We start from the raw sequence: 21,484 nt of genomic DNA on the forward strand, positions 1-21,484 counted from the left end.
CCCGCGCCTCTTTTGTAGCGGCACCCCTCGTGGGTGCCATCCATGCAAAAAAACTGGCACCCACAAGGGGTGCCGCTACAAAACAATGGCGAAAACGGCGACCACAAGGGTCGCCGCTACAAAACCCGCCAAATCAATGCTTCATCAAACCACCGCCGGACGCGTCCTCGACAGGCTTGGCGGTAGCGACCGCCTCGGCCGCCAGCTTGGCGACTTCTTCGTCGGACAAGGGAGTAGGCATATGCTGCAAGGCCACTTCCAGCACCCGATCGATCCAGCGTACGGGAATGATCTCGAGGCGATTCTTGACGTTGTCGGGGATTTCCGCCAAGTCTTTGACGTTTTCCTCGGGAATCATCACCACCTTGATGCCGCCGCGATGCGCCGCCAGCAACTTCTCTTTAAGGCCGCCGATGGGCAACACTTCGCCGCGCAGGGTGATTTCACCCGTCATGGCGACATCGGCGCGAACGGGGATGCCCGTCAGTGCCGACACCATGGCTGTCGTGATGGCAATACCGGCAGACGGGCCGTCCTTGGGTGTTGCGCCTTCGGGAAAGTGCACGTGCAAATCGCGCTTTTCGAAAGCCGTGTTGGCAATCCCCCAGCGCTGCGCCCGTGAACGCACCACCGTACGAGCCGCCTCGACCGATTCTTTCATCACGTCGCCCAAGGAACCCGTGCGCGTCACCACGCCCTTGCCCGGCATATCAGCCACCTCGATGGTCAACAGCTCGCCACCCACTTCGGTCCAGGCCAAACCGGTCACCTGCCCTACTTTGTTCTCTTTCTCGGCCATGCCAAAGCTGTAGCGGCGCACGCCCAGAAATTCCCCAAGGTTTTCGGCGTTGACGATGGCTTCCACCGCCGCCGGCGCACCGGCCGCCGGCTTCTTGCCACGCACCGCAGTTTCCGGCGATTGTGCCAAAAGACGCTTGACCACCTTGCGGCAGATCTTGCTGATTTCACGTTCCAGCGCACGCACGCCGGATTCCCGCGTGTAATAGCGCACGATATCGCGCACGGCGGATTCGTCCAGCGTCATTTCGCCCTTGCGCACACCGTTGTTCTTCATGAGCTTGGGCAACAGGTGGTCAAAGGCAATACGCACTTTTTCGTCTTCGGTATAACCCGACAGGCGAATGACTTCCATGCGATCGAGCAGCGCCGGCGGAATATTCAAGGTATTGCTGGTAGCCACAAACATCACATCGGACAAATCGAAATCGACCTCGATGTAATGATCCTGGAACGTATGATTCTGTTCTGGGTCGAGCACTTCGAGCAACGCCGAAGACGGATCGCCACGGAAATCGGCGCCCATCTTGTCGATTTCGTCGAGCAGGAACAAAGGATTGCGCACGCCCACCTTGGTCATGTTCTGCAAAATTTTCCCCGGCATCGAGCCAATATACGTGCGGCGATGCCCACGAATCTCGGCTTCATCACGTACGCCGCCCAGCGCCATGCGCACGAACTTGCGGTTGGTCGCACGCGCGACCGACTGACCGAGCGATGTTTTCCCCACGCCCGGAGGCCCAACCAAACACAGGATGGGGGCTTTAAGCTTGTCGACCCGCTGTTGCACAGCGAGATACTCGATGATGCGTTCTTTAACTTTTTCCAAGCCGTAATGATCGGCGTCGAGCACCTGTTCGGCATTGGGAATCGAACCGCTGATGCGGTTTTTCTTATGCCAGGGCAAACCGATCAAGGTGTCGATATAGTTACGCACCACAGTGGCTTCGGCCGACATGGGCGACATGAGTTTGAGCTTTTTCAGCTCGGACTCCGCCTTCTTATACGCTTCTTTGGACATTTTGGCCGCGAGGATTTTTTTCTCGAGCTCTTCGATGTCCGCACCCTCTTCGCCCTCGCCCAACTCTTTCTGAATGGCCTTGACCTGCTCATTCAGATAGTAGTCGCGCTGACTTTTTTCCATTTGCTTCTTGACGCGGCCGCGTATGCGCTTTTCGACCTGGAGAATGTCGATTTCACCCTCAAGCTGAGACAAAAGATTCTCGAGACGCTCGGACGTGCCGGTAGACTCGAGCATTTTCTGCTTTTGCTCGAGTTTGAGGGGCAAATGGGCGGCGATCGTGTCGGCAAGACGGCCGGCATCGTCGATCCCGCTAAGCGAGGTGAGAATTTCCTGAGGAATTTTTTTATTCAGTTTGACGTACTGCTCGAACTGCGCAACGATGGCGCGGCGCAGGGCCTCGGACTCGGCTCCTTGTTCGGTGTCGGGCTCGAGCGGCAGGACTTTGGCCATGAAATGCGTCTCGGCATCGCTGACATCCTGGATGCGGGCGCGTTGCAGACCTTCGACCAGCACTTTAACCGTGCCATCGGGCAATTTGAGCATTTGCAAAATGCCCGCCGCGCAGCCGATCTCGTAAAGATCGTCGGGCGTCGGGTCATCCTTGCTGGCCGATTTTTGCGCCACCAGCATAATATTGTTGCCCGCTTCCATGGCCAGCTCCAGCGCTTTGATGGAGCGCGGGCGGCCTACGAACAAAGGAATCACCATGTGCGGGAACACCACCACATCGCGCAAAGGCAAAAGAGGCAAGTCCATGGGTTCTGAAGAGAGAATCTGGCTCGCAGCCATAGTAATTTCCTTAAAAAGCACCGCTTTGGAAACGAAAGGGAAGCGTCTGCCTCCCTTTCGCTGTACTACCTGCAGTGTATGTAGGGGCGATGGCCAGATATTCAAGCCCTATCGTCTACATGCCCCTGTCCCGCTAGATGGTTATATGGCGCTTACGCGGCGGCGTCCTTCAGCTTGGGCCGATCGGCCTTGCGTTCGGGCGCAGGCTTGGCGTCTTGATCGGCAAAAATAAGCAAGGGGGTACCTTTACCTTCAACCGCGTTTTCATCCAGAACCACTCGTTTGACATTGGTTTGCGACGGAAGTTCATACATGGTGCCCAACAGCGCCTGCTCGACAATGGACCGCAAGCCGCGGGCGCCCGTGCGCCGTTTGAGCGCACGGCGGGCGATGGCGCTAAGAGCCTGCGGGCGAACGTCGAGTTCGACGTCTTCCATCTCGAACAGTTTCTGGAACTGCTTGATCAGCGAGTTCTTGGGCTCGGTCAGAATGCGGATCAGCGTATCTTCCTTGAGCTCTTCGAGCGTTGCAACAACAGGCAAACGGCCCACCAGCTCGGGAATCAGGCCGAACTTGATCAGATCTTCGGGTTCGACCTCGGTAAAGAGTTCACCTACGCTGCTCGCGTCCTTGGCGTGCACAGACGCCGAAAACCCGATGCCGGACTTTTCGGTGCGATCACGAATGACCTTTTCCAGCCCGTCGAAAGCGCCCCCCACGATGAACAGGATATTGGTCGTGTCGACCTGGACGAAGTCCTGGTTGGGGTGCTTGCGGCCGCCCTGGGGCGGTACAGACGCCACTGTGCCCTCGATCAGCTTGAGCAAGGCCTGCTGCACGCCTTCGCCCGAGACGTCGCGGGTAATGGACGGATTATCGGATTTACGCGAAATCTTGTCGATTTCATCGATATATACAATGGCACGCTGCGCCTTTTCAACTTCGTAATTGCAGTTTTGCAGCAGCTTCTGAATAATATTTTCGACGTCTTCACCCACATAACCCGCTTCGGTCAATGTAGTGGCGTCGGCCATCACAAAAGGCACATCGAGCATGCGCGCAAGGGTTTGAGCCAGCAGAGTCTTGCCCGAGCCGGTAGGCCCGATCAGCAAAATATTGCTTTTCGACAGTTCGACGCCGTCGTCCTTGGCGACGCCATAGCGTATACGCTTGTAGTGGTTGTAAACCGCCACGGCCAGATTGCGCTTGGGCACGTCTTGCCCGATGACGTAGCCATCGAGAAAGCTTTTGATTTCGTGCGGCGTGGGCAATTCATTGTGAATGGCGTCGCGGGCCGCCTCGTGGGTTTCTTCCAGGATGATGTCGTTGCACAGACCGATGCATTCATCGCAGATGAAAACCGAGGGTCCGGCAATGAGCTTGCGAACCTCGTGCTGGCTTTTATTGCAAAACGAGCAATGCAATACTTTGCCGTCGGCGGATCCTTTTTTTTCAGGCATAAAACTCTTCGAGTGTAGGGCGCCCTTTGCAGGCGCCACCATAATTCATGTAGCGGCACCCCTAGTGGGTGCCATCATAACCAGGAACCGACCCCTACGCCTCGTCGGCGCGAGAGACCAATACCTTGTCGACCAAACCATACGATACCGCATCTTCGGCCGACATGAAATTATCGCGTTCAGTATCCTCCTCGATACGCTCCAACGGCTGCCCCGTATGCTTGGCAAGGATGTGGTTCAGGCGTTCACGCAAGCTAAGGATTTCGCGCGCCTGAATCTGAATATCGGACGCCTGGCCATGGGTGCCGCCCGAAGGCTGGTGAATCATCATGCGCGAGTTAGGCAAGGTATAACGCTTGCCTTTGGCGCCTGCGGCCAGCAGGAACGCCCCCATGCTCGCGGCAAAGCCGGTGCACAAGGTCGACACATCGGGTTTGACGAACTGCATGGTGTCGTAAATGGCCATGCCTGCGTAGACGGATCCGCCCGGCGAGTTGATATACAGCGAGATATCTTTGTCCGGGTTTTCGGATTCCAGGAACAACAGCTGCGCCACCACCAGATTGGCCGACTGATCGTTGACTTCGCCCACGAAAAAAACCACCCGCTCGCGCAGAAGGCGCGAATAGATATCGTAAGACCGCTCTCCACGGCCCGACTGTTCAATCACGATAGGCACATAGCCCAGACCGGTGGGCGTCACCGAAGCGCCACCATTCATTGATGCATAGAAGTCAGTAAATCTCTGCATTTATGCAGTCCCCATGAGTTCATCGAAAGCCACCTTTTCGTCGGTGACCTGCGCCTTGGACAAAACGTGATCCACAACATTGTCTTCCAGCACGATAGCTTCGATTTCAGCGCGGCGCTGGCGGTCGGCCAGGTAATAGGCTACCACCTGGGCCGGCTGCTCGTAGTTCTGCGCGAACTCTTCGATACGGGCGCGGACCTGCTCGGGCTTGGCTTGCAGGTCGGCACTATTGACCAGTTCGGACACCAGCAAACCCAAACGCACGCGACGCTCGGATTCCGCCGTGAAGGCCTCAACCGGAATCGGTACCGAATCCGCATTGGGCAGGCCACGCTGTTTAAGGTCTTCACGCGCTGCTGCCACGCGGCCTTGCGCATCGTTGTCGACCAGCGCCTTGGGCACCGGAAAGTCGCAAGCGGCGATCAATGCATCCATCACGCTGCCCTTGGTGCGAGCCTGTGCGCGCGACTTGATTTCACGCTGGATATTGGCGCGCACATCGGCGCGCAGCTTGGCCACATCGCCTTCGGTCTGCCCGAGCGACTTGGCAAATTCGGCATTGACTTCAGGCAACAGCGGCTCGGCGACTTCCGTTACCGTGATGGCGAATTCAGCCGTTTTCCCGGCGACTTCCTTGCCGTTGTAGTCGGCCGGGAAGGTGAGCGGAAAGGTTTTCTTCTCGCCCGCCTTCATGCCGCGCACGGCCGATTCGAACTCGGGCAACATGCGGCCCTGACCCAACACAAAGGGAAATTTTTCGGCAGAGCCGCCATCGAACGGCACGGCATCGATCGTGCCGGCAAAATCAAGCGTTACGCGGTCGTCGTCTTGCGCGGCGCGGCCATCGCGTGCCTCGTAGGTGGCACGCTGCTTGCGCAAAATATCGATGGTGCGATCGACTTCGGCGTCGCCCACCTCGACCTGAGCGCGCTTGACGTGCAAGGTCGACAGATCGGGCGCGGTCACGTCGGGGTAGACCTCGAACGTAGCGGAAAACGCCAGCGCGCCCTCTTCGGTCCCTTCGGTTTTAGGTTCCAGATTAGGAACCCCGGCCACGCGCAGCTTGGCCTCGGCAATAACCTTGTCCAGCGATTTGCCGACTTCGCCATTGATCACGTCGTAGCGTATGCCTGGGCCGTGGCTGCGCTCGATCATCGCCATTGGCGCCTTGCCGGGCCGAAACCCCTGCACCTTGGCGGTACGGGCGACGCGTTTGAGTTGCGTCTGGACTTCTTTTTCTATGTCGGCGACCGAAACGACCAGATCCACACGGCGCTCCAGGCCAGACAAAATTTCAACCACGGGCTGCATTAGAGACCTATATAAATGAGTAATTGAATAAATGAACACGGTATTTTACCGGAAACCGGACAACTTCATGTAACCAGCTCGTGCTAGCATGAACCCTTATCAGGTAGGCTTGCTTTTTCGGCGGGCGATGGCACCCACAAGAGGTGTCGCTACATGAGCGACGGGTACGTTTTCCAATTATTGTCGCGATTGTCACAGTTATGCCACCTGCCTTTTGTAGCGGCACCCCTTGTGGGTGCCACCATCGATCTGCGCAAACGACCCGCGCAATATCCACGAGATATATTTACTACCCCTCCCACCGCAACTTTTTTCCCCATCCATTGAAACAAAGCACTCAAAACACCCTGACAGCCGGCCTGCTTCGTCTGTTCGCTGTCCTGCCCTACGGGCTGGTGGCGCGCGTGGGCGAAGCCTTGGGCTCATTGCTGTACCTTATCCCCAGCCGGCGCAAAGGTATTCTGCACACCAACCTGCGCCTGTGTTTTCCCGAAAAAAACGAGGCGCAGCGGGAACGATTGGCGCACTCCACCTTCCGCCACGTCATTCGCAGCTACCTGGAACGCGGCACCCAATGGTTCGGCAGTGCCAAAACGCTAAATCGTTTGGTGAAACTTGAAAGCGCCATAGAGCTGCACGACTCCTACGCCCAGCCCACCATTTTTATGGGGTTTCACTTTGCCGCCATAGAAGCCGGCTGCATGGAATACTCCATCCTGCATCCTGTCGCTTCGCTCTACACCCCCATGTCCGACGATGCGACCGACGATATCGCGCGCGTGCAGCGCGCCCGTTTCGGCACCGAAATGATTCCGCGCAACAGCAGCGCGCGCCAGACCCTGAGAATACTCAAATCGGGCAAGCCGATCATGCTTGCAGCCGATATGGATTTTGGCCTGCGCGACTCGGTATTCGTGCCTTTTTTCGGCGTGCAGGCCTGTACGCTCACCGCCGTTTCGCGTCTGGCGCAACTCAGCGGCGCCCGTGTGGTTCCGTTCACTACGGAAGTTCTGCCCAAGTATCGCGGCTACAAGCTGAAAATCTTCGAGCCGCTCGAAAATTATCCTTGCGGCGACGTGCACGCCGACGCCCTGCAAATGAACCAGTTCCTGGAAGCCCAGATTCGTCTTATGCCGGAACAATATTATTGGGTCCACCGCCGCTTCAAGCGCCGCCCCAATGGCGAGAAATCGGTGTATTGAGATTGCAGGGGCAATCTTTGTGGTCGTCCTGTTTCTTGCATGGATGACAGGCACAAGGCCTGTCGCTACAAGAACGTGGCCGTCGCTTAATGTAGCGGCACCCCTTGTGTAGCGGCACCCCTTGTGGGTGCCATTTTCGCAATAACCTAAGCTCTGTTTATCGAAAATGGCACCCACAAGGGGTGCCACTACAAATTCACCCAGCGCTACAAATTCAGCCGGGTTAGAAACGCACCTTCACATATAACGAGCCGGTGTTATCCCTATTGCCCGCCCCGAACTGGCCGCTATAGGCCAGGCCCAGGGCCGCGTTTTTGCCCACCGCCATCTCGGCGCCCAGATCCACCACTGCGGCGTTCCTGGCAATCGGGGCTCCAGCCACGTTAAAGGCGGCCCCGTTGCCCTGGATAAACGCCAGACGCCGTTCGGGATTCACATCACCTGCGGCAAGGCGCCAGCCCAGCCCCGCCGTCAGGGTCGCCGTCTGACGGCCCACATTCACCGTGGTCTTGCTTCGTAAACCCAGGGTCATGGTGCTGACGCTGTCGGTACGGCTGTCGCCATGCAGTGCCGCCGCCCCGCCTGTTTCATCAAACCCTTGCGAGCGCAGGTTGATCCAGGCCAGACCCACATACGGCTCGATCGTGCTTGCCTGGCCCACCGGAATTGCGTACCCCAACTCGGTAAAGAGCTGCGTCGCATTGGCATGGTAATTCGCCTCCAGCGTCTGCGCGCCGCCCACTGTCACGCTGCGACGGCTGTCGACGGAGTAGCGTGTATAGCCAGCGCCGGCCAGGAAGTTGATCTGCCCCTTTTCCGTTGCCCAGCTTTTGCCCCCATACAGCGAGGCGGTATAGCTCTTGAGATCGGATTTCGACGAGCGATCGTTGACATCGACCCTGCCGTTGGTAAAGCCCAAGGCCCCGCCCACGCGCCACCCAGCGCCGACATTCGCATCGCCACCCACAAACAAACCGCCGGTAGTCAGCGAACTCTTGGCGGTGTTGTCATTGCCTTTGAAGGTCTGCCAATCGCCCACCACCTGCGCCCACAGCGGATACGCGGAAGACTGCGGCATAGCGCCGGCCGGCATCGACCCAGACGCCTGCGCCACCGGCGCACCCGCCATCATGGGTGCGCCCAGGTTGGCGCGCATGCGGTTCGAAAGCGTACGCACCAGTTGACCGCCCGAACTGAGCAAGGCCGACTGGGTGCTGCCGTGCATTTCGCCTGACAATTGATTCAACACATCTTTTGTGTCAGTCGACGCGAGGGCGGCGGCGGCCGAAGCATTCAAGCCCGCCACCGAGATCGTTCCATCAAGTGTCGCATTCTGATTCGAGCTCAAGCCCCGGCGCGCGCTGGCTACCTTGGCGGGGTCCACTGACAAGCTTACCTGCACGTCCTGAGCGCCGTAAGCCACAGGATCCAGTTTCACCAGCGTATTGGCAAAGCTCGCATCCAGCGCAGTGCTTTTGAAGGTGTTCTGCACCTGGCCGCCCGGCGTCTGGATGATGGTGTACTTATGCTGCAGAACATAACCGCCCGTGCCATTTTCCTGAGCAACCGCTAAATCAATGCCCGACAGGTCAAAGTTGCCCGAACGGATGATGATCAGATCCGAGTTGCCCGCCGCGTTGACCTCGGCTTTGTACGCCCCCGTAAAACCGGCACTGGTCGCGTAGCTTTGTGTCCCGACCGAGTTCCCTGGGCTAACGGTGCCGCCAGAGCCGCCCAAAGGCCCTGTTACCAGCAGATTCCCGCCTAGGGTCGAACCACTGGTGACGGTGGCCGCGCCCTGAATCTGAATCGGCGTACCGATTGTGCCGCCTTTGAGCGTTGAGTTATCGCTCAACACTACATCTCCGCCGATGGTGGTGGGATGACCCTTGCTGAACTGGAAGTTCGCACCGCTGCCCGAAACGGTTTGACCAATAGTGGTGGGTCCGGCAAAATTAAAGCTCGAACCCGAACCGCCGCTGACGCCCTGGCTTATCGCGGTCGTATGATTGAAGGCTATGTTCGAACCCGAACCCCCGCTCACTCCCTGACCAATCGTGGTTGGTCCGTTAAAGGCCAGCGTCGACCCCTGAGTGACCACGTTGCCACCAACCTGGGTAGTGCCGTGGAAAGTGCCCTGAGTGCCCGCCCCGGTGGAAACTCCACCGCCAATATTGGCGCCATTAGTAAACGTAATGGTCGAGTTGCTGCCGCTTGAGACGTTGCCGGCGATCGGTGTGGCGTCGTTAAAGGTCGCCGAAGCATTGTCGGCCGTGGCCGCATCGTTGATGCCTTTAACAATCCCCGTCCAGCTCGCACCCGTGGCGACCGTGAGGTTGGTTTTGCCACCCAGGGTGCGCGTGCCGGGGCCGCCCTGAACCAGCCCGTCCAGATCCACCACATCGCCGACGGACGTGGACCCGGCCGCCAAGGTTAGATTCACTATGCCATCCATGCCGGCCGCCGCGCGATTCACCTGCAACAACGTACCGTTGTTCTGGGTCATCGTCGTCCCCGAGCCCGCCGTGATATTTTGCACGGCACCGGACGTATTCAGATTCGATACCAGCGAAGCCCCCTTGGCTTGCACTGTGGTATCGGACAGATTAACCGTCGCATTGTCATTCATGGAAATGCCATCGCCTTGAAGCGACACCAACCCGGACGAATTGGCAGCCGTGAACGTGCTGCCGTAGCTCACCATGGCGGCCACCGAATTCGCGCCTTTGACGGTTATATACGTCCGGTCGAGATTGATCGTACCCGAAGCACGAGTACTTCCTACATCCGAGCCCGCAAGCGCACCCGCGCTATCGGCGCCAAAGGTCGTAACCGTCGCATTGTGAACGTTGACGACGCCATCGCCCGAACCGTTCGTTCCACCGGTAGCCGTCATGCCATTGGCGGTCTCGCCCGCACCGGGAATATTGGGGCCGCCACCCACCGAAACAACGCCGCCATTTATGGTGGACACACCACCTTGATAAGCCCAGATCGCATCCCCGACATTTCCGGCAGTCGTGATGTTTACATCATGCGTCGTCACAGTAGAACCTGCGCCACTGGCATAGACACCATACGCCATGAATCCGTTAGTGTTGATGGAACCTCCTGTCAGGTCCACCTTGCCACCGCCCGTTGCATAAGCACCGTAAGCACGCTGACCTTGCGTAACGATTGCCGTGCCATTTTTCGTGGTTACACTTGATCCGGGCCCGTTGGCATACAAAGCATAGGCGCGCGACCCATCGCCATTCTGAACCGTTCGACCGGTCGCGTTGTTCGTCGTAACAGAGCCGCCATCCAGCACTATCGTTCCGCCGCTTGTTGCATAAGCGCCGTGCGCCCACAAGCCACCGGTGGTAATGTTGCCGTTAGTGACATTAATAGCCCCATTTTCAGCACGCACACCGTCTGCGTAATCGCCCCCGGTCGTAACACTCAGATTGCTCAAGCCCGCCGTGCCACCATCCTTGGCTAACACACCGAAACTACCCACCTGACCACCGGTCACCGGCAGCGCCGCGCCGGTGGTAGTAATTGATCCCCCGTTCAGGATAATCTGCCCGCCATCTTCCGCAAAGGCGCCAAAACCGGCCTTGCCCGCAGTCGTAATAGCCGCCCCCGTGCTAGTGATTTTGCTCACGTGCTGCGCGTATAGCCCATAAGACTCATCACCCTGGGTGCTAACAGTGCCGCCCGCGATGCCAATCCCAGTCAACGACACATCCGAACTGGCCCCAAAAGCATGCACAGCAACCGATTTATTGCCTATTGTGGAAACAGCTGTTCCATTGGTGGTGACCGTTGCTCCGGTCGAAGCCAGGATGCCGCGCGCAAACCGGCTGCTCAATGAGGTAACCGACCCTCCCGTCAAAGCGACATTCGCACCGCCACTGGCTGAGACGACATTCGACAACGCAGAAGAGCTTGTGTTTTCGCCTTTCGCGCTTAAAGCAACATTAAGACCTGTAATGGTCGACCCGGACCCAACGGCGGCAATGCCCATGCTTCCAGCCGCAGTATTTGTGTTCGTTACTGACCCGCCGGTCAGATCAATCGACCCACCGGCCGTTGCATAAGCGCCATATTTGCCGCCATCAGTCAAAATCGTCGTGCCGTTCAGTGCCGTAATCTTCGAGCCGAGGCCATCCGACCATGCGCCGATAATCGATCCGGCATCAACGGTAACGCCATCGAGGTTGATAGTGCTGCCTGAAGACGCATATTCGGCAGCGGGAGGGGCCGAATATGCCGTCCCATATACCCCCAACAATGCCGCCGCCAATGCTGTTGTCCTGAAAATATTACCGCGCAGCGAAACTCGCAGCGCACCCATACCGATTGCGTTACACATTACTTCTCCCCTTGCCAAGCCATACTTGACGGTTGAACAAGTGCTCGCAGATATTGCCTGCTGCGCCTCACACACAACGGGCACTGACGAACACTGGAACTAAAAACCTGCCGCTTACTTTATTTACAGATAAAAATCCCCAGATGGACAGAAATTTCGTTACATATACACCACTTTAATAATTACATTCAGTAAATCAACTGACAATTAAACTAAATATTGACGCATTAAACTTTAATTCAGTAAAAATACTATCAAAATAAGTCAAAATATGGGGATATTGAACCTTAAATAAAGCTGAATGTAAACTCGATCAACCGCGGAACAGTATTATCTAGGGAAAACACTAAGCCGAAATAGAGCCATAAAAGCCGCTATTTCGAGCGTTTGAACAAACTTGGGGATTTAAACAAACAGAGAAACGAGTACAAACGATGCCAGCCGCCAGCGCGCTAACGGACATATCTGCTAATGGACGGGGTGGATACAGTCTGACAGTAGGAGCTTTGCCAGCCTTAAGGGGTATCAACATTGGACATCGACCCGAGATTCAGACCATTGGTCGTTGTCAGCGCATTACCGGAAGAACTACACAGTTGGCGCTTCTTTAAAATACCACGTAAACCACCTTCTCAACATCCTTGGCTGAATCCGAAGGCAGAGGAGGTGACGGGAGGTCGACTGACGGCGCGTTAAAGCCAGCGCCTCCTGTGCCATTGCCATAACTTACAGACTGACCACTCGACGTGCCTTCAGCCGTACGGGTGCTCCCAGAGCCAGAACCGGAACTTGGGGCAAAACTTGGCGCTACACTGAATTGCTGCGCATGAAACATAGTCCCGGAGGAAAGGCACGCGATGTTGAACTGCGAGCCCGGCCCGAACATCGGACCAGGCTGAGGGCCGCACTGTGAAACAATGGAAATGCGAACGTTGAACTGGTTGCTGCCGCGAGCGGGCCCAACCACGATAAGCGTAGCCAGTAGTAGAAACAAGCTTGCCATCAGTAAAGAAGTTCTTGCGACCATACTTGTACGCCAAGACGTTGAAACACTTTGTAAGTCTACCATGACCACTCCATAAAGGCTACCAAGGTTTGCCGGGCTTGGCGAATGGTTCGTTAATAATAAAGCGTGACGGTAACGGTATCAGCGTAATTGCCGGCGGTCGTCGAGGCATCGGGATAGGCTTGCCCGTATATGGTGATAGGCGTATAGGAGCCCGTACCCGTCTGATTGTTCAAGGTATCTCCACCCATCCCATTATTGTTACCCCAACGGACGCTGCGCCCCGCGTCCTGGTACAACTCGTAACGCACCAGCGTCGCCGTTGCCGTGTTTTTCATGGAACGGTTGGTGCCGCCGGTACTGTTCAGGCCATTGCTTAAACCCACCGTATACGGCGTGCCGTTGGTGCACTGCACGTTGACCGTGGACTGGCCGGTAATGGGCCCTGCAGCCAAACTGGAAACCGGCCCGAAATTCAAATCGCTGGTCGTTACATAGCACTGATTGGACACCGTGGCCGTTACGTTGAATCCAAAGCTGTTGGTACCGGAAACGGCAGTCGCTCCCGCACACGGGGGAGAGCCAACGTTGCCGCCCGGCACGGACAGCCAGGTAATCGAGGTAGCCCCCGTAAAGTCAGAACTGTAATTTCCGGCCAACGCCGTGTTTTGCAGCGGTATAACGGTGGACACCAACGTTAGTGAGCCCGTCGGAAAGGCAAGTTTTCCCTTGAACGGACCAAACGGCCCTGCAAAAGCGGGGTTGCCACTAGCCGCATTGGATTGAGTGCCCCAAAGCGTCAATGAGCTATTTTGATAAATATCAAAATTCAGCCTGCTGGCCGAAGGAAGGGGGGCGACTCCTGCCAAACGCCGCGGATTGTACGAATTGCCACTACCGGCGCTGCCATCGTTGATGTTAAAGCAAACGATGACATAGCTATCTTTCGGAAAAGCGTTTGCGGAGCAGGTATACGAGAACGAAGCCGACGTTTGAGCGGGTGTTCCAGCCAGCACATTCACTGAACCAATAACCAAGTTAGGTGTTCCGCTGGTCGTGCACGAAACGGTCTGGGCCTGTGTCGCGCTACCCCACAAGACGCTGCACGCCAAAATAAAGCTCATGCATCCGTAGTGCGTCATCTTGCCCAAATGCCCGGCCCAATGAGTCCACCCTGTTTGTCTGGTTACGGTTTGCATAATAGTGGCCCCATCTCGGGTACCGTATCGGCTTTTGCCTTATACGGGAATCGCAATGTGCAGTTGATATCTTCGCCTTGTATCGACAGATAATTGTTCTCTTTCAATCCTTCAAGATAAAGACGTCCGTCGTACCCCACCCATCCGGCAGGTTCCTTGCCATGATTCAGAAACGCCTGCTCGCCCATCGGCACCACCTTGCCATCGGGTCCGTGCAGTATCAGGGACGCGGCATGCACGGTTTCCAGCGTGAACTTCACATTCACCCCCGAGCCGTAGCGCGGCACCACATCGGCATTGACGCGCCCTATACGCATATTGACAGGCAGGTTGGTGGGATCCACCGAAATCTTGTTGTGCTGATAGGACTGCAAAGAAGGCACCAGCAACAAGCCGCTGCCATTGGTATCGCCCACCACGCGATTCTGGTTTTTTATAGGCACGCCGGGCACGCCATCGGTTGAGACGACGGCGAAACCATCGTAGATGCGGCGCGTTGCAAACACGCCTCCGCCCATCATCACCAGCGAGCCCGATGCGCTGGCATAGCCATACTGATTCGCTCCCGCACTGCTGATGCCAGCGCCAAAGTCCAGATACTGAAACTGCTTATTGACCTGGCCGTTTGCCGTAGCCCCCTGCTGATCGGCCTTCTGCGCCTGCACGCTCCAGCCCCAGCCGCCATTGGACGCAGAATGGCTTGCGCCGGCCGTATAGGTGTCAGAGCCCTGCGCGCGCACGGCCGACGTATAGGCTGAAACATTCTTGCCCAGGCTGAAATTGACGCTCAGGTAGATGGTGCGATCGCTGCGCACATCCAGGTTTTGATTGGCGCTCAGGCTGACCGAAATGCCGTGATCGAAAGTACGCGACCACGACGCGCCACCATACCGGTAACGCGGTTGATCCGCCTGCTGCAGCAGCGCATAGTTGAGTGAAAAATTACCCAGACGGCCAGCGCTGAAACCCACATAGGCACTGTCATTGCGCACCACAGGCGAACCGCCATAAAGGCTGGCCACGTCGTTAAAACTGCCGACGGAACGCTGCGTATTGAACCCGGCGTTAAACGGCCCGCGCTGCACCTGATAGCCCAGGCTATATTGCCCGCCCTTTACACCCAAGGCCTTGCTCTGTGCCCACGAGGCAGACACAACGCCCAGAGTCCCCACATTGGCCGAGGCGCCAAGCCCGCCCGACACAACCCCCTTGCTGCCTTCCACGTGTCCTTCGCCCGTGAACCAATTGGTAAAGCCGTGGCGTATCGTGCCCGAGACCATGGGATCGTGTCCATAATCGAACGACTGAATTCCATAGTTCTGGCGCACATAGCCCGTTTCAAACGACCAATCCGTCAGCCCCTTGCGCAGTAGCTTGGACGCGTTGTAATAGGAAAAATCAACCGAAGTACGCCGCCCCAATGCATCGACGAGCACGACCTGAGCCTGGCCGGCGCCGTTGACCGTGGGCATCGCATTGAGTTCGAACGGCCCCGCAGGTACATTGCCGTTGTATTGCTGGATACCATTGACATAGAGTTGAACCGCTGATGGCAAGGTGGCCTGCCCAAAATAAGCGGGCAGCGGCGTCGTGTTCTGGTACGGCTGCAAGGCGAAATTGCGCGATATCTGAAACCCGCCAAGACGGGTCTGACGCGTCCACGACAAGCCGTTTGTGACGGTGTCGCCCAACCTGAACGTCACCTCTTTGTCTTGCAGGGAATGTTCCAGCGTCGTGTCCAGACGCACCGCGCTTCGCTGCCAGCCTGGCTGGCCGTGCAGGCGCTGCTCCGAAACCAGGTACGAATCGCTCAAAACGCCAAAATTGTTAAACGCGCGCAACTGCAGAAAACCGCTGAGATTGGCGTCGTTCTGATTCGTATAGGAAGAATACAGATCGTAATTCAGCATCAGGCCAGGCGATGCCGATGCCACCGTGCGGGCCTCGCTGGGTGCACCCACCACGGCTGTAGACAAGCTTAGAACGGAAAACGGCGCGGTCATGTTGATGCTTTGCAGACCGCGGTTGTAGTCGATCTTTACATCCGGGTACTTGGAAAGCGGCGTGGTAGCAGCCACCGAATTCAGAAAATCGGCGCTAAAGCCCAATTGAGTCGCGCTTTCCCTGGACAGATACAGCTCGCCGTCGCGCTCGGTAAATGGCACCAGATCGGCATCTTGGTTGCCGTTCAGTTTTACGGACAGAAAAACGGTATTGGCAACAACAGTAACAGAATCAGGCTTTTGTTCAGTGGGGGCCAGCGCTGGAGGGAAGGCCTGAGCCGTGGCGGTAACGGCATTGCCCATTAATAATGAGCTCATCACATACCAGCTAAGGAGCTTTGGAAATAGGTCGTACCTTCGTCGCTGTTTTAATGCCATTGATCAGACTATTGAATGTTCCACCGCTTGCAAACAAGCTGGCCGGCGCCGAAAGCTCGACTCGTCGATACTTACCTGGAAGAGCATAGCCCGCCAGGCCCTGATACACCATCACCGATTTGCCATTAGATGGAGTAAAAGCCAGATTGGCCAGTTGAGCATGGCTGTTGCCGCCATTGTTCACCTGCAGCCAAACCTTCTTGCCGACTTCATGAACCGACCAGTCGAGTTGAAACTTGGCCGGCGCCGTACCGGCGACAAAAACCGGAATGGAATACCGAAACACAAAATCCAGGCCTATCTTGCTGTTAGGCTTTTTGATAGGCAGCTCGTCGATCACCAGCCTGTAGGTGCGCTCATTAGCCGCTGAGGCCGCCATGGACCCGATGCGAACCAACCGCACCAGTTGTTGCTGCCCTGCGGCCACCTGCACCATGGGCGGGCTGGCCGCCATACCGTTGTCGGGGGTTAAAACGTCTTCGCCCTTGTCTTGCGACCAACGATACACCCGAACCTGGGCATGCACGACATCGGTGCCGGCATTGCGCAGCCAAACCTCTCCCGACCGTGAAGCAGCCGGAATCTCCAGACTAACTGGTGAGATTTGCAGACCACCCGCCCAAACCGCATTGCCCAACAGCCCCAAAAACAACATCAGCAAAAAATGTACGGGCCATCGGACAAAACGTGCTATCTGCATGGAAGGTGGGACCTCGAATTGCGTCAGTAGTAAACCGTAATGGCTACCGTGTCGCTGTAGTTATCAACAGGCAAATTTAGCGAGCTGATTGAAGCGAGAAGCTTACCGTATGCCGAATAGGTTTGGAGGCTGCCAGTACCCGTTGCACTCAGCAAGTTGCCGCCGACTCCGGGCGTATTGCCCCATATGGTCGCATGGCCCGCATCCTGATACAACTGATATCCAATCTTGGTCCCGGTGTTTATAGCACCAGCCATTTGGCCAGCACCCAGCAGATTCGCGTTCCCAGGCTGCAAGCCAATGGTATACGGAGTAAGGTTGGTGCACTTCACCTGAAAGCTGGCCGCAGTGGTTTCAGTGGGTGTAGTGGCACTTGTGGAGCCGGCGCTGCCAAAATCCATAGCGGTATTGGTGCCAGTCCCCATGGAACATTCGGCCGTAATGGCGATTTTCACATTGAAAGTACCGCCGGTGACAGGTGTTGCTGCAGAAGCAACAACAGAGAACGTCAAACCCGCGACCAATGCAACCAAAGCAGACAATGAATGATTCATTTTGTAAAACCTCATAGGTAGACTTGCAAAAAGGTGTATCCCTTTTACTAAAGTCATTTTTAGAATCAAGCTGCCTCATATGCCACGTGTAAATTACATAAATTACACATTGACACTGGTCGTTGCGAGCCCTTAAACATACTTAATGTAACGGCGCTAGTTTAGCCTACCGCATGTATCGTTTCAAACACTAATCGACATTTTTTACAAAAACTCGGGTATTCCTTTATATATGTCGCATAAACTTAACATATGTATATAAGTAATATAAAAAAGCAGGGTTGAAGCCGGCTGCTTTTCTTAGGCTGCTTTTTTATTCCGTGTATTGATGCCCCAGCCTTCATTTTCCGGCCTGCTTTATTTTCGGGCCTGCTTTATTTTCGGGCCTGCTTTATTTTCCGGCCTGTATACCCAACCCTGAAGGTTGGTGCGAACGGAGAGACTCGAACTCTCACACCTCTCGGCGCCAGAACCTAAATCTGGTGCGTCTACCAATTCCGCCACGTTCGCCAAAAACCAAGCCCATAAGTTTAGCGGCATTCGTGTGGGGCCGCAAGCAAGGCAAGAGTCTGTAGTGGCAGCCCTTGTGGCTGCCAAAGCCTGCAGCAATCAAAACGCTATCAGAATAACGTCGATGGCACCCACAAGGGGTGCCGCTACAAAACGTACCCGTAGCGGCAGAATATCCGCCCGCTTGCTAAAATCATTCGCTGACAACCAGAATCGAACCTCGCGGCGGCCCATGAACCCACGATTAAGCGCCCTACACCCTTATCCTTTTGAAAAATTGCGGCAACTGATGGCTCAGGCGCCGGTACCGCCGGCTGATCTCGCGCCGATCAATCTTTCCATAGGCGAGCCCAAGCACGCCACGCCGGCATTTATCGTCGATGCGATGAAAAACGCGATGGCGGGCTTATCGGTGTATCCGCCTACCAAGGGCGATCCGGCCTTGCGCGGCGCAATTTCCCACTGGATTGCCCAACGCTACGGCATCGCGCCGCCAAACCCCGACACGCAGATATTGCCGGCGCTGGGCTCGCGAGAGGCCCTGTTTGCCTTTGCACAAACAGTGATAGATCCCGCCGCGGGCTCGTTGGTGATATGCCCTAATCCGTTCTACCAGATCTACGAGGGCGCGGCGCTTCTGGCCGGAGCCCAGCCCTGGTTTATCAATGCGCAGGAAAACCTTAATTTCGGTTATGACTGGAAGGCCGTGCCTGTCGACGTGTGGCAGCGAACCCGCCTGTTATTTGTGTGTTCGCCCGGCAACCCGGCCGGCAATGTCATGGCTCTGGACGATTGGAAGACCCTGTTCGCACTGGCCGATGAGTATGGTTTTGTGATTGCCTCGGACGAATGCTATTCCGAAATATATTTCAAGGAGGCCGACAGGCCGCTAGGCGGGCTGCAGGCGGCGAGCCTTTTGGGGCGCACCGATTTCCGCGGCCTGATGTGTTTCTCCAGCCTGTCCAAGCGCTCCAACGTACCCGGCATGCGTTCTGGTTTTGTGGCGGGCGATGCGGCACTGATCAAGCAGTTTTTGCTCTATCGCACCTATCACGGCAGCGCCATCAGCGCGGTGGTGTCCCAGGCCAGCGTGGCAGCTTGGGGCGACGAAACCCACGTTGTCGAAAACCGCCGGCTATATCGCGAAAAATTTGAAGCCCTGGTGCCGCTGCTCAGGCCTCTACTCAATGTAGAATGGCCTGATGCATCGTTTTACTTGTGGGCGAAAACACCCTATTCCGACCTTGATTTTGCCCGCGACTTATATGGCGCAACGGCCGTGACCGTGCTGCCGGGCAGCTTCCTGGCACGCGAGGCCCATGGCGTCAATCCGGGTGCAAACCGCATTCGCATCGCGCTGGTGGCGCCCAAGGAACAATGCCTGCAAGCCGCGCACCGAATCGCGCGGTTTATGGAAAAACACTGACGGCCCTGCAACCCTTCTTTTACTTCAATGACAAAGCGACTATGACTCTCGATCTGCAAAGCACCATCGAACAAGGCTGGACCAATCGTGCCGAAATCACTCCCAGCGCAGAAAACGCCGCGCTGCGCGAAGCCGTACAAGACACCATCCACGCCCTGGACACAGGCCACCTGCGCGTCGCCGAAAGAATCAACTTCGAATGGGTCGTACATCAATGGATCAAAAAAGCCGTGCTTTTGTCATTTCGGCTCGAACCAAATGAAATCATGGGCCAGGCGCCCATGCAGTTCTACGACAAGGTGCCGCTCAAGTTCGGCGAATATGGCGCACAGGCATTTGCCAACGGCGGGTTTCGCGTGGTGCCCCCCGCGGTCGCCCGCAAAGGCGCCTTTATTGCCAAGAATGTGGTCCTGATGCCCTCTTACGTCAACATCGGCGCCTATGTCGATGAAGGCACTATGGTCGACACATGGGCCACGGTGGGTTCGTGCGCCCAGATCGGCAAGAACGTGCATCTATCGGGCGGCGTGGGGATAGGCGGCGTGCTCGAACCGTTACAGGCCAACCCCACCATCATCGAAGACAATTGTTTTATCGGCGCGCGCTCCGAAGTGGTCGAAGGCGTTATCGTTGAAGAAAACTCGGTGCTGGCCATGGGCGTGTTCATATCGCAAAGCACCAAGATCTACGATCGCGCGACCGGCGAAATCTCGTACGGCCGAGTTCCTTCGGGTTCAGTGGTGGTGCCCGGGTCGCTGCCCTCGGCCGACGGCTCGCACAGCCTGGCTTGCGCCGTTATCGTCAAGCGGGTCGATGCGCAAACGCGCTCCAAAACCAGCATCAACGATTTACTGAGAACCTGATGGGCGATTCTGCCGTCCTGCGCCTGACTAAAGACCTGATCGCACGCCACTCGGTGACGCCGATCGATGCCGATTGCCAATCGGCATTGGCCGAACGCCTGAACGCCGCGGGTTTCAAATGTGAAACCCTGGTGTTCGGCGAAGTCACCAATCTATGGGCGCGCAAGGGTGTGGCGGCACCCCTGGTGGTGTTTGCCGGCCACACCGACGTGGTGCCCACCGGCCCTTTGGACCAATGGTCCAGCGACCCCTTCACCCCCACCGAACGCGACGGCAAGCTATACGGACGCGGTGCGGCCGACATGAAAAGCTCGATCGCCGCCTTCACCGTGGCGGCTGAGGAATTCGTCGCCAAATTCCCCAAGCATAAAGGCTCGATCGGCCTGCTGATTACCTCGGACGAAGAAGGGCCGTCCATCAACGGTACCGTCAAGGTCTGCCAGGCGCTAAGCGCGCGCAAGCAGACGCTGGACTACTGCATCGTGGGCGAACCTACCTCGGTCAAAGACCTGGGCGATATGGTCAAAAACGGCCGGCGCGGATCCTTGTCGGGCAAGCTGACGATCAAGGGCCGCCAAGGGCACGTGGCCTACCCGCATCTGGCTCGCAACCCCATTCACCTGCTGGCGCCCGCCCTGGCTGAGCTGACGCAAATCGAATGGGATAAGGGCAACGATTATTTTCCACCCACCACCTTCCAGGTGTCGAACCTGCATTCGGGCACCGGCGCCACCAACGTCGTGCCCGGCACGGCCATACTGGACTTCAATTTTCGCTTTGCCAGCATCAGCACCCCTGCCGAGCTTAAAGAACGCGTCGTGCAAGTTCTGAACCGGCATCACCTGGAGTTCACCCTGGACTGGACGTTGGGCGGCGAACCGTTTCTGACTCCCAAAGGGCGTCTGAGCGCAGCGCTTAGCCTGGCCATCCACCAGGAAACCGGCGTACAGACCGAGCTGTCCACCACAGGCGGCACCTCCGACGGCCGTTTCATTGCCAAGATATGTCCCGAAGTCATCGAATTCGGCCCGATCAATGCCAGCATTCACCAGATCGACGAGCATATACGGCTCGATGCGCTCGAACCCCTGAAAAATATCTACCGCCGCACCCTAGAGCATCTTTTGCTCGCCTAAGCCACATCACCGCCCCG

Annotated in this window: 13 protein-coding genes and 1 tRNA gene; 4 read left to right on the plus strand and 10 right to left on the minus strand. The window is 56.8% G+C overall.

What is annotated here, in order from left to right; all coding sequences use genetic code 11:
• Positions 1 to 133 precede the first annotated feature (133 nt).
• The 4 genes from lon to tig all read right to left on the minus strand — a co-directional run bounded on the left by lon (position 134) and on the right by tig (position 6,133).
• A complete protein-coding gene (gene lon / locus EDC26_RS14380) occupies positions 134 to 2,611 on the minus strand; it encodes an endopeptidase La (RefSeq protein WP_132583822.1) in 2,478 nt (825 codons plus the stop codon).
• Positions 2,612 to 2,763: 152 nt separating this feature from the next.
• Positions 2,764 to 4,071, minus strand: a complete 1,308-nt coding sequence (clpX, locus tag EDC26_RS14385) for an ATP-dependent Clp protease ATP-binding subunit ClpX (RefSeq protein ID WP_165931035.1) — start codon at positions 4,069 to 4,071, stop codon at positions 2,764 to 2,766.
• A gap of 94 nt (positions 4,072 to 4,165) precedes the next feature.
• Entirely contained in the window at positions 4,166 to 4,822 is a 657-nt protein-coding gene (gene clpP / locus EDC26_RS14390; RefSeq protein WP_132583826.1) for an ATP-dependent Clp endopeptidase proteolytic subunit ClpP, read from the minus strand.
• Positions 4,823 to 6,133 carry a trigger factor gene (tig, locus tag EDC26_RS14395; RefSeq protein WP_132583828.1) on the minus strand — a complete coding sequence of 437 codons (1,311 nt, stop codon included), beginning with the start codon at positions 6,131 to 6,133 and terminating at the stop codon, positions 4,823 to 4,825. It lies immediately after the preceding gene.
• Positions 6,134 to 6,456: 323 nt separating this feature from the next.
• On the opposite strand from tig, the gene EDC26_RS14400 reads away from it, so the two are divergent.
• Positions 6,457 to 7,335 (plus strand): lipid A biosynthesis lauroyl acyltransferase, encoded by an 879-nt coding sequence (locus EDC26_RS14400; RefSeq protein ID WP_243700924.1) that lies wholly within the window; start codon positions 6,457 to 6,459, stop codon positions 7,333 to 7,335.
• A 223-nt stretch (positions 7,336 to 7,558) separates the two neighbouring features.
• Here the strand turns inward: EDC26_RS14400 and EDC26_RS14405 are convergent, their stop codons facing one another.
• The 6 genes from EDC26_RS14405 to EDC26_RS14430 form a co-directional block, all read right to left on the minus strand.
• Positions 7,559 to 11,692 carry an autotransporter outer membrane beta-barrel domain-containing protein gene (locus tag EDC26_RS14405; protein WP_132583832.1) on the minus strand — a complete coding sequence of 1,378 codons (4,134 nt, stop codon included), beginning with the start codon at positions 11,690 to 11,692 and terminating at the stop codon, positions 7,559 to 7,561.
• Between the two features lie 1,119 nt (positions 11,693 to 12,811).
• Positions 12,812 to 13,897, minus strand: a complete 1,086-nt coding sequence (locus EDC26_RS14410; RefSeq protein ID WP_132583834.1) for a Csu type fimbrial protein — start codon at positions 13,895 to 13,897, stop codon at positions 12,812 to 12,814.
• Positions 13,885 to 16,218: a fimbria/pilus outer membrane usher protein gene (locus EDC26_RS14415; protein ID WP_165931036.1), complete on the minus strand. Its 2,334-nt coding sequence runs from the start codon at positions 16,216 to 16,218 to the stop codon at positions 13,885 to 13,887. Before EDC26_RS14415 ends, EDC26_RS14410 begins: the two co-directional genes overlap by 13 nt.
• 10 nt (positions 16,219 to 16,228) lie before the next feature.
• Complete coding sequence (locus tag EDC26_RS14420; protein ID WP_132583838.1) at positions 16,229 to 16,978, minus strand: fimbrial biogenesis chaperone; 750 nt, start codon at positions 16,976 to 16,978, stop codon at positions 16,229 to 16,231.
• Positions 16,979 to 17,001: 23 nt separating this feature from the next.
• Entirely contained in the window at positions 17,002 to 17,532 is a 531-nt protein-coding gene (locus tag EDC26_RS14425; protein WP_165931037.1) for a Csu type fimbrial protein, read from the minus strand.
• Between the two features lie 425 nt (positions 17,533 to 17,957).
• Positions 17,958 to 18,042: transfer RNA gene (locus EDC26_RS14430), tRNA-Leu, on the minus strand.
• Between the two features lie 232 nt (positions 18,043 to 18,274).
• On the opposite strand from EDC26_RS14430, the gene dapC reads away from it, so the two are divergent.
• From dapC to dapE, 3 genes are read left to right on the plus strand one after another with little or no spacing between them, the layout of a single operon-like run.
• Positions 18,275 to 19,468, plus strand: coding sequence for a succinyldiaminopimelate transaminase (gene dapC / locus EDC26_RS14435; protein ID WP_132583842.1), 1,194 nt, complete (start codon positions 18,275 to 18,277; stop codon positions 19,466 to 19,468).
• 41 nt (positions 19,469 to 19,509) lie between these two features.
• Positions 19,510 to 20,331 (plus strand): 2,3,4,5-tetrahydropyridine-2,6-dicarboxylate N-succinyltransferase, encoded by an 822-nt coding sequence (dapD, locus tag EDC26_RS14440; RefSeq protein WP_132583957.1) that lies wholly within the window; start codon positions 19,510 to 19,512, stop codon positions 20,329 to 20,331.
• Positions 20,331 to 21,467 carry a succinyl-diaminopimelate desuccinylase gene (dapE, locus tag EDC26_RS14445; RefSeq protein WP_132583844.1) on the plus strand — a complete coding sequence of 379 codons (1,137 nt, stop codon included), beginning with the start codon at positions 20,331 to 20,333 and terminating at the stop codon, positions 21,465 to 21,467. The genes dapD and dapE overlap by 1 nt, the downstream gene beginning before the upstream one ends.
• Positions 21,468 to 21,484: the final 17 nt, after the last annotated feature.

The organism is Paralcaligenes ureilyticus, from assembly GCF_004346225.1.
In the GTDB taxonomy this organism is placed as follows: Bacteria; Pseudomonadota; Gammaproteobacteria; order Burkholderiales; family Burkholderiaceae_B; genus Paralcaligenes; species Paralcaligenes ureilyticus.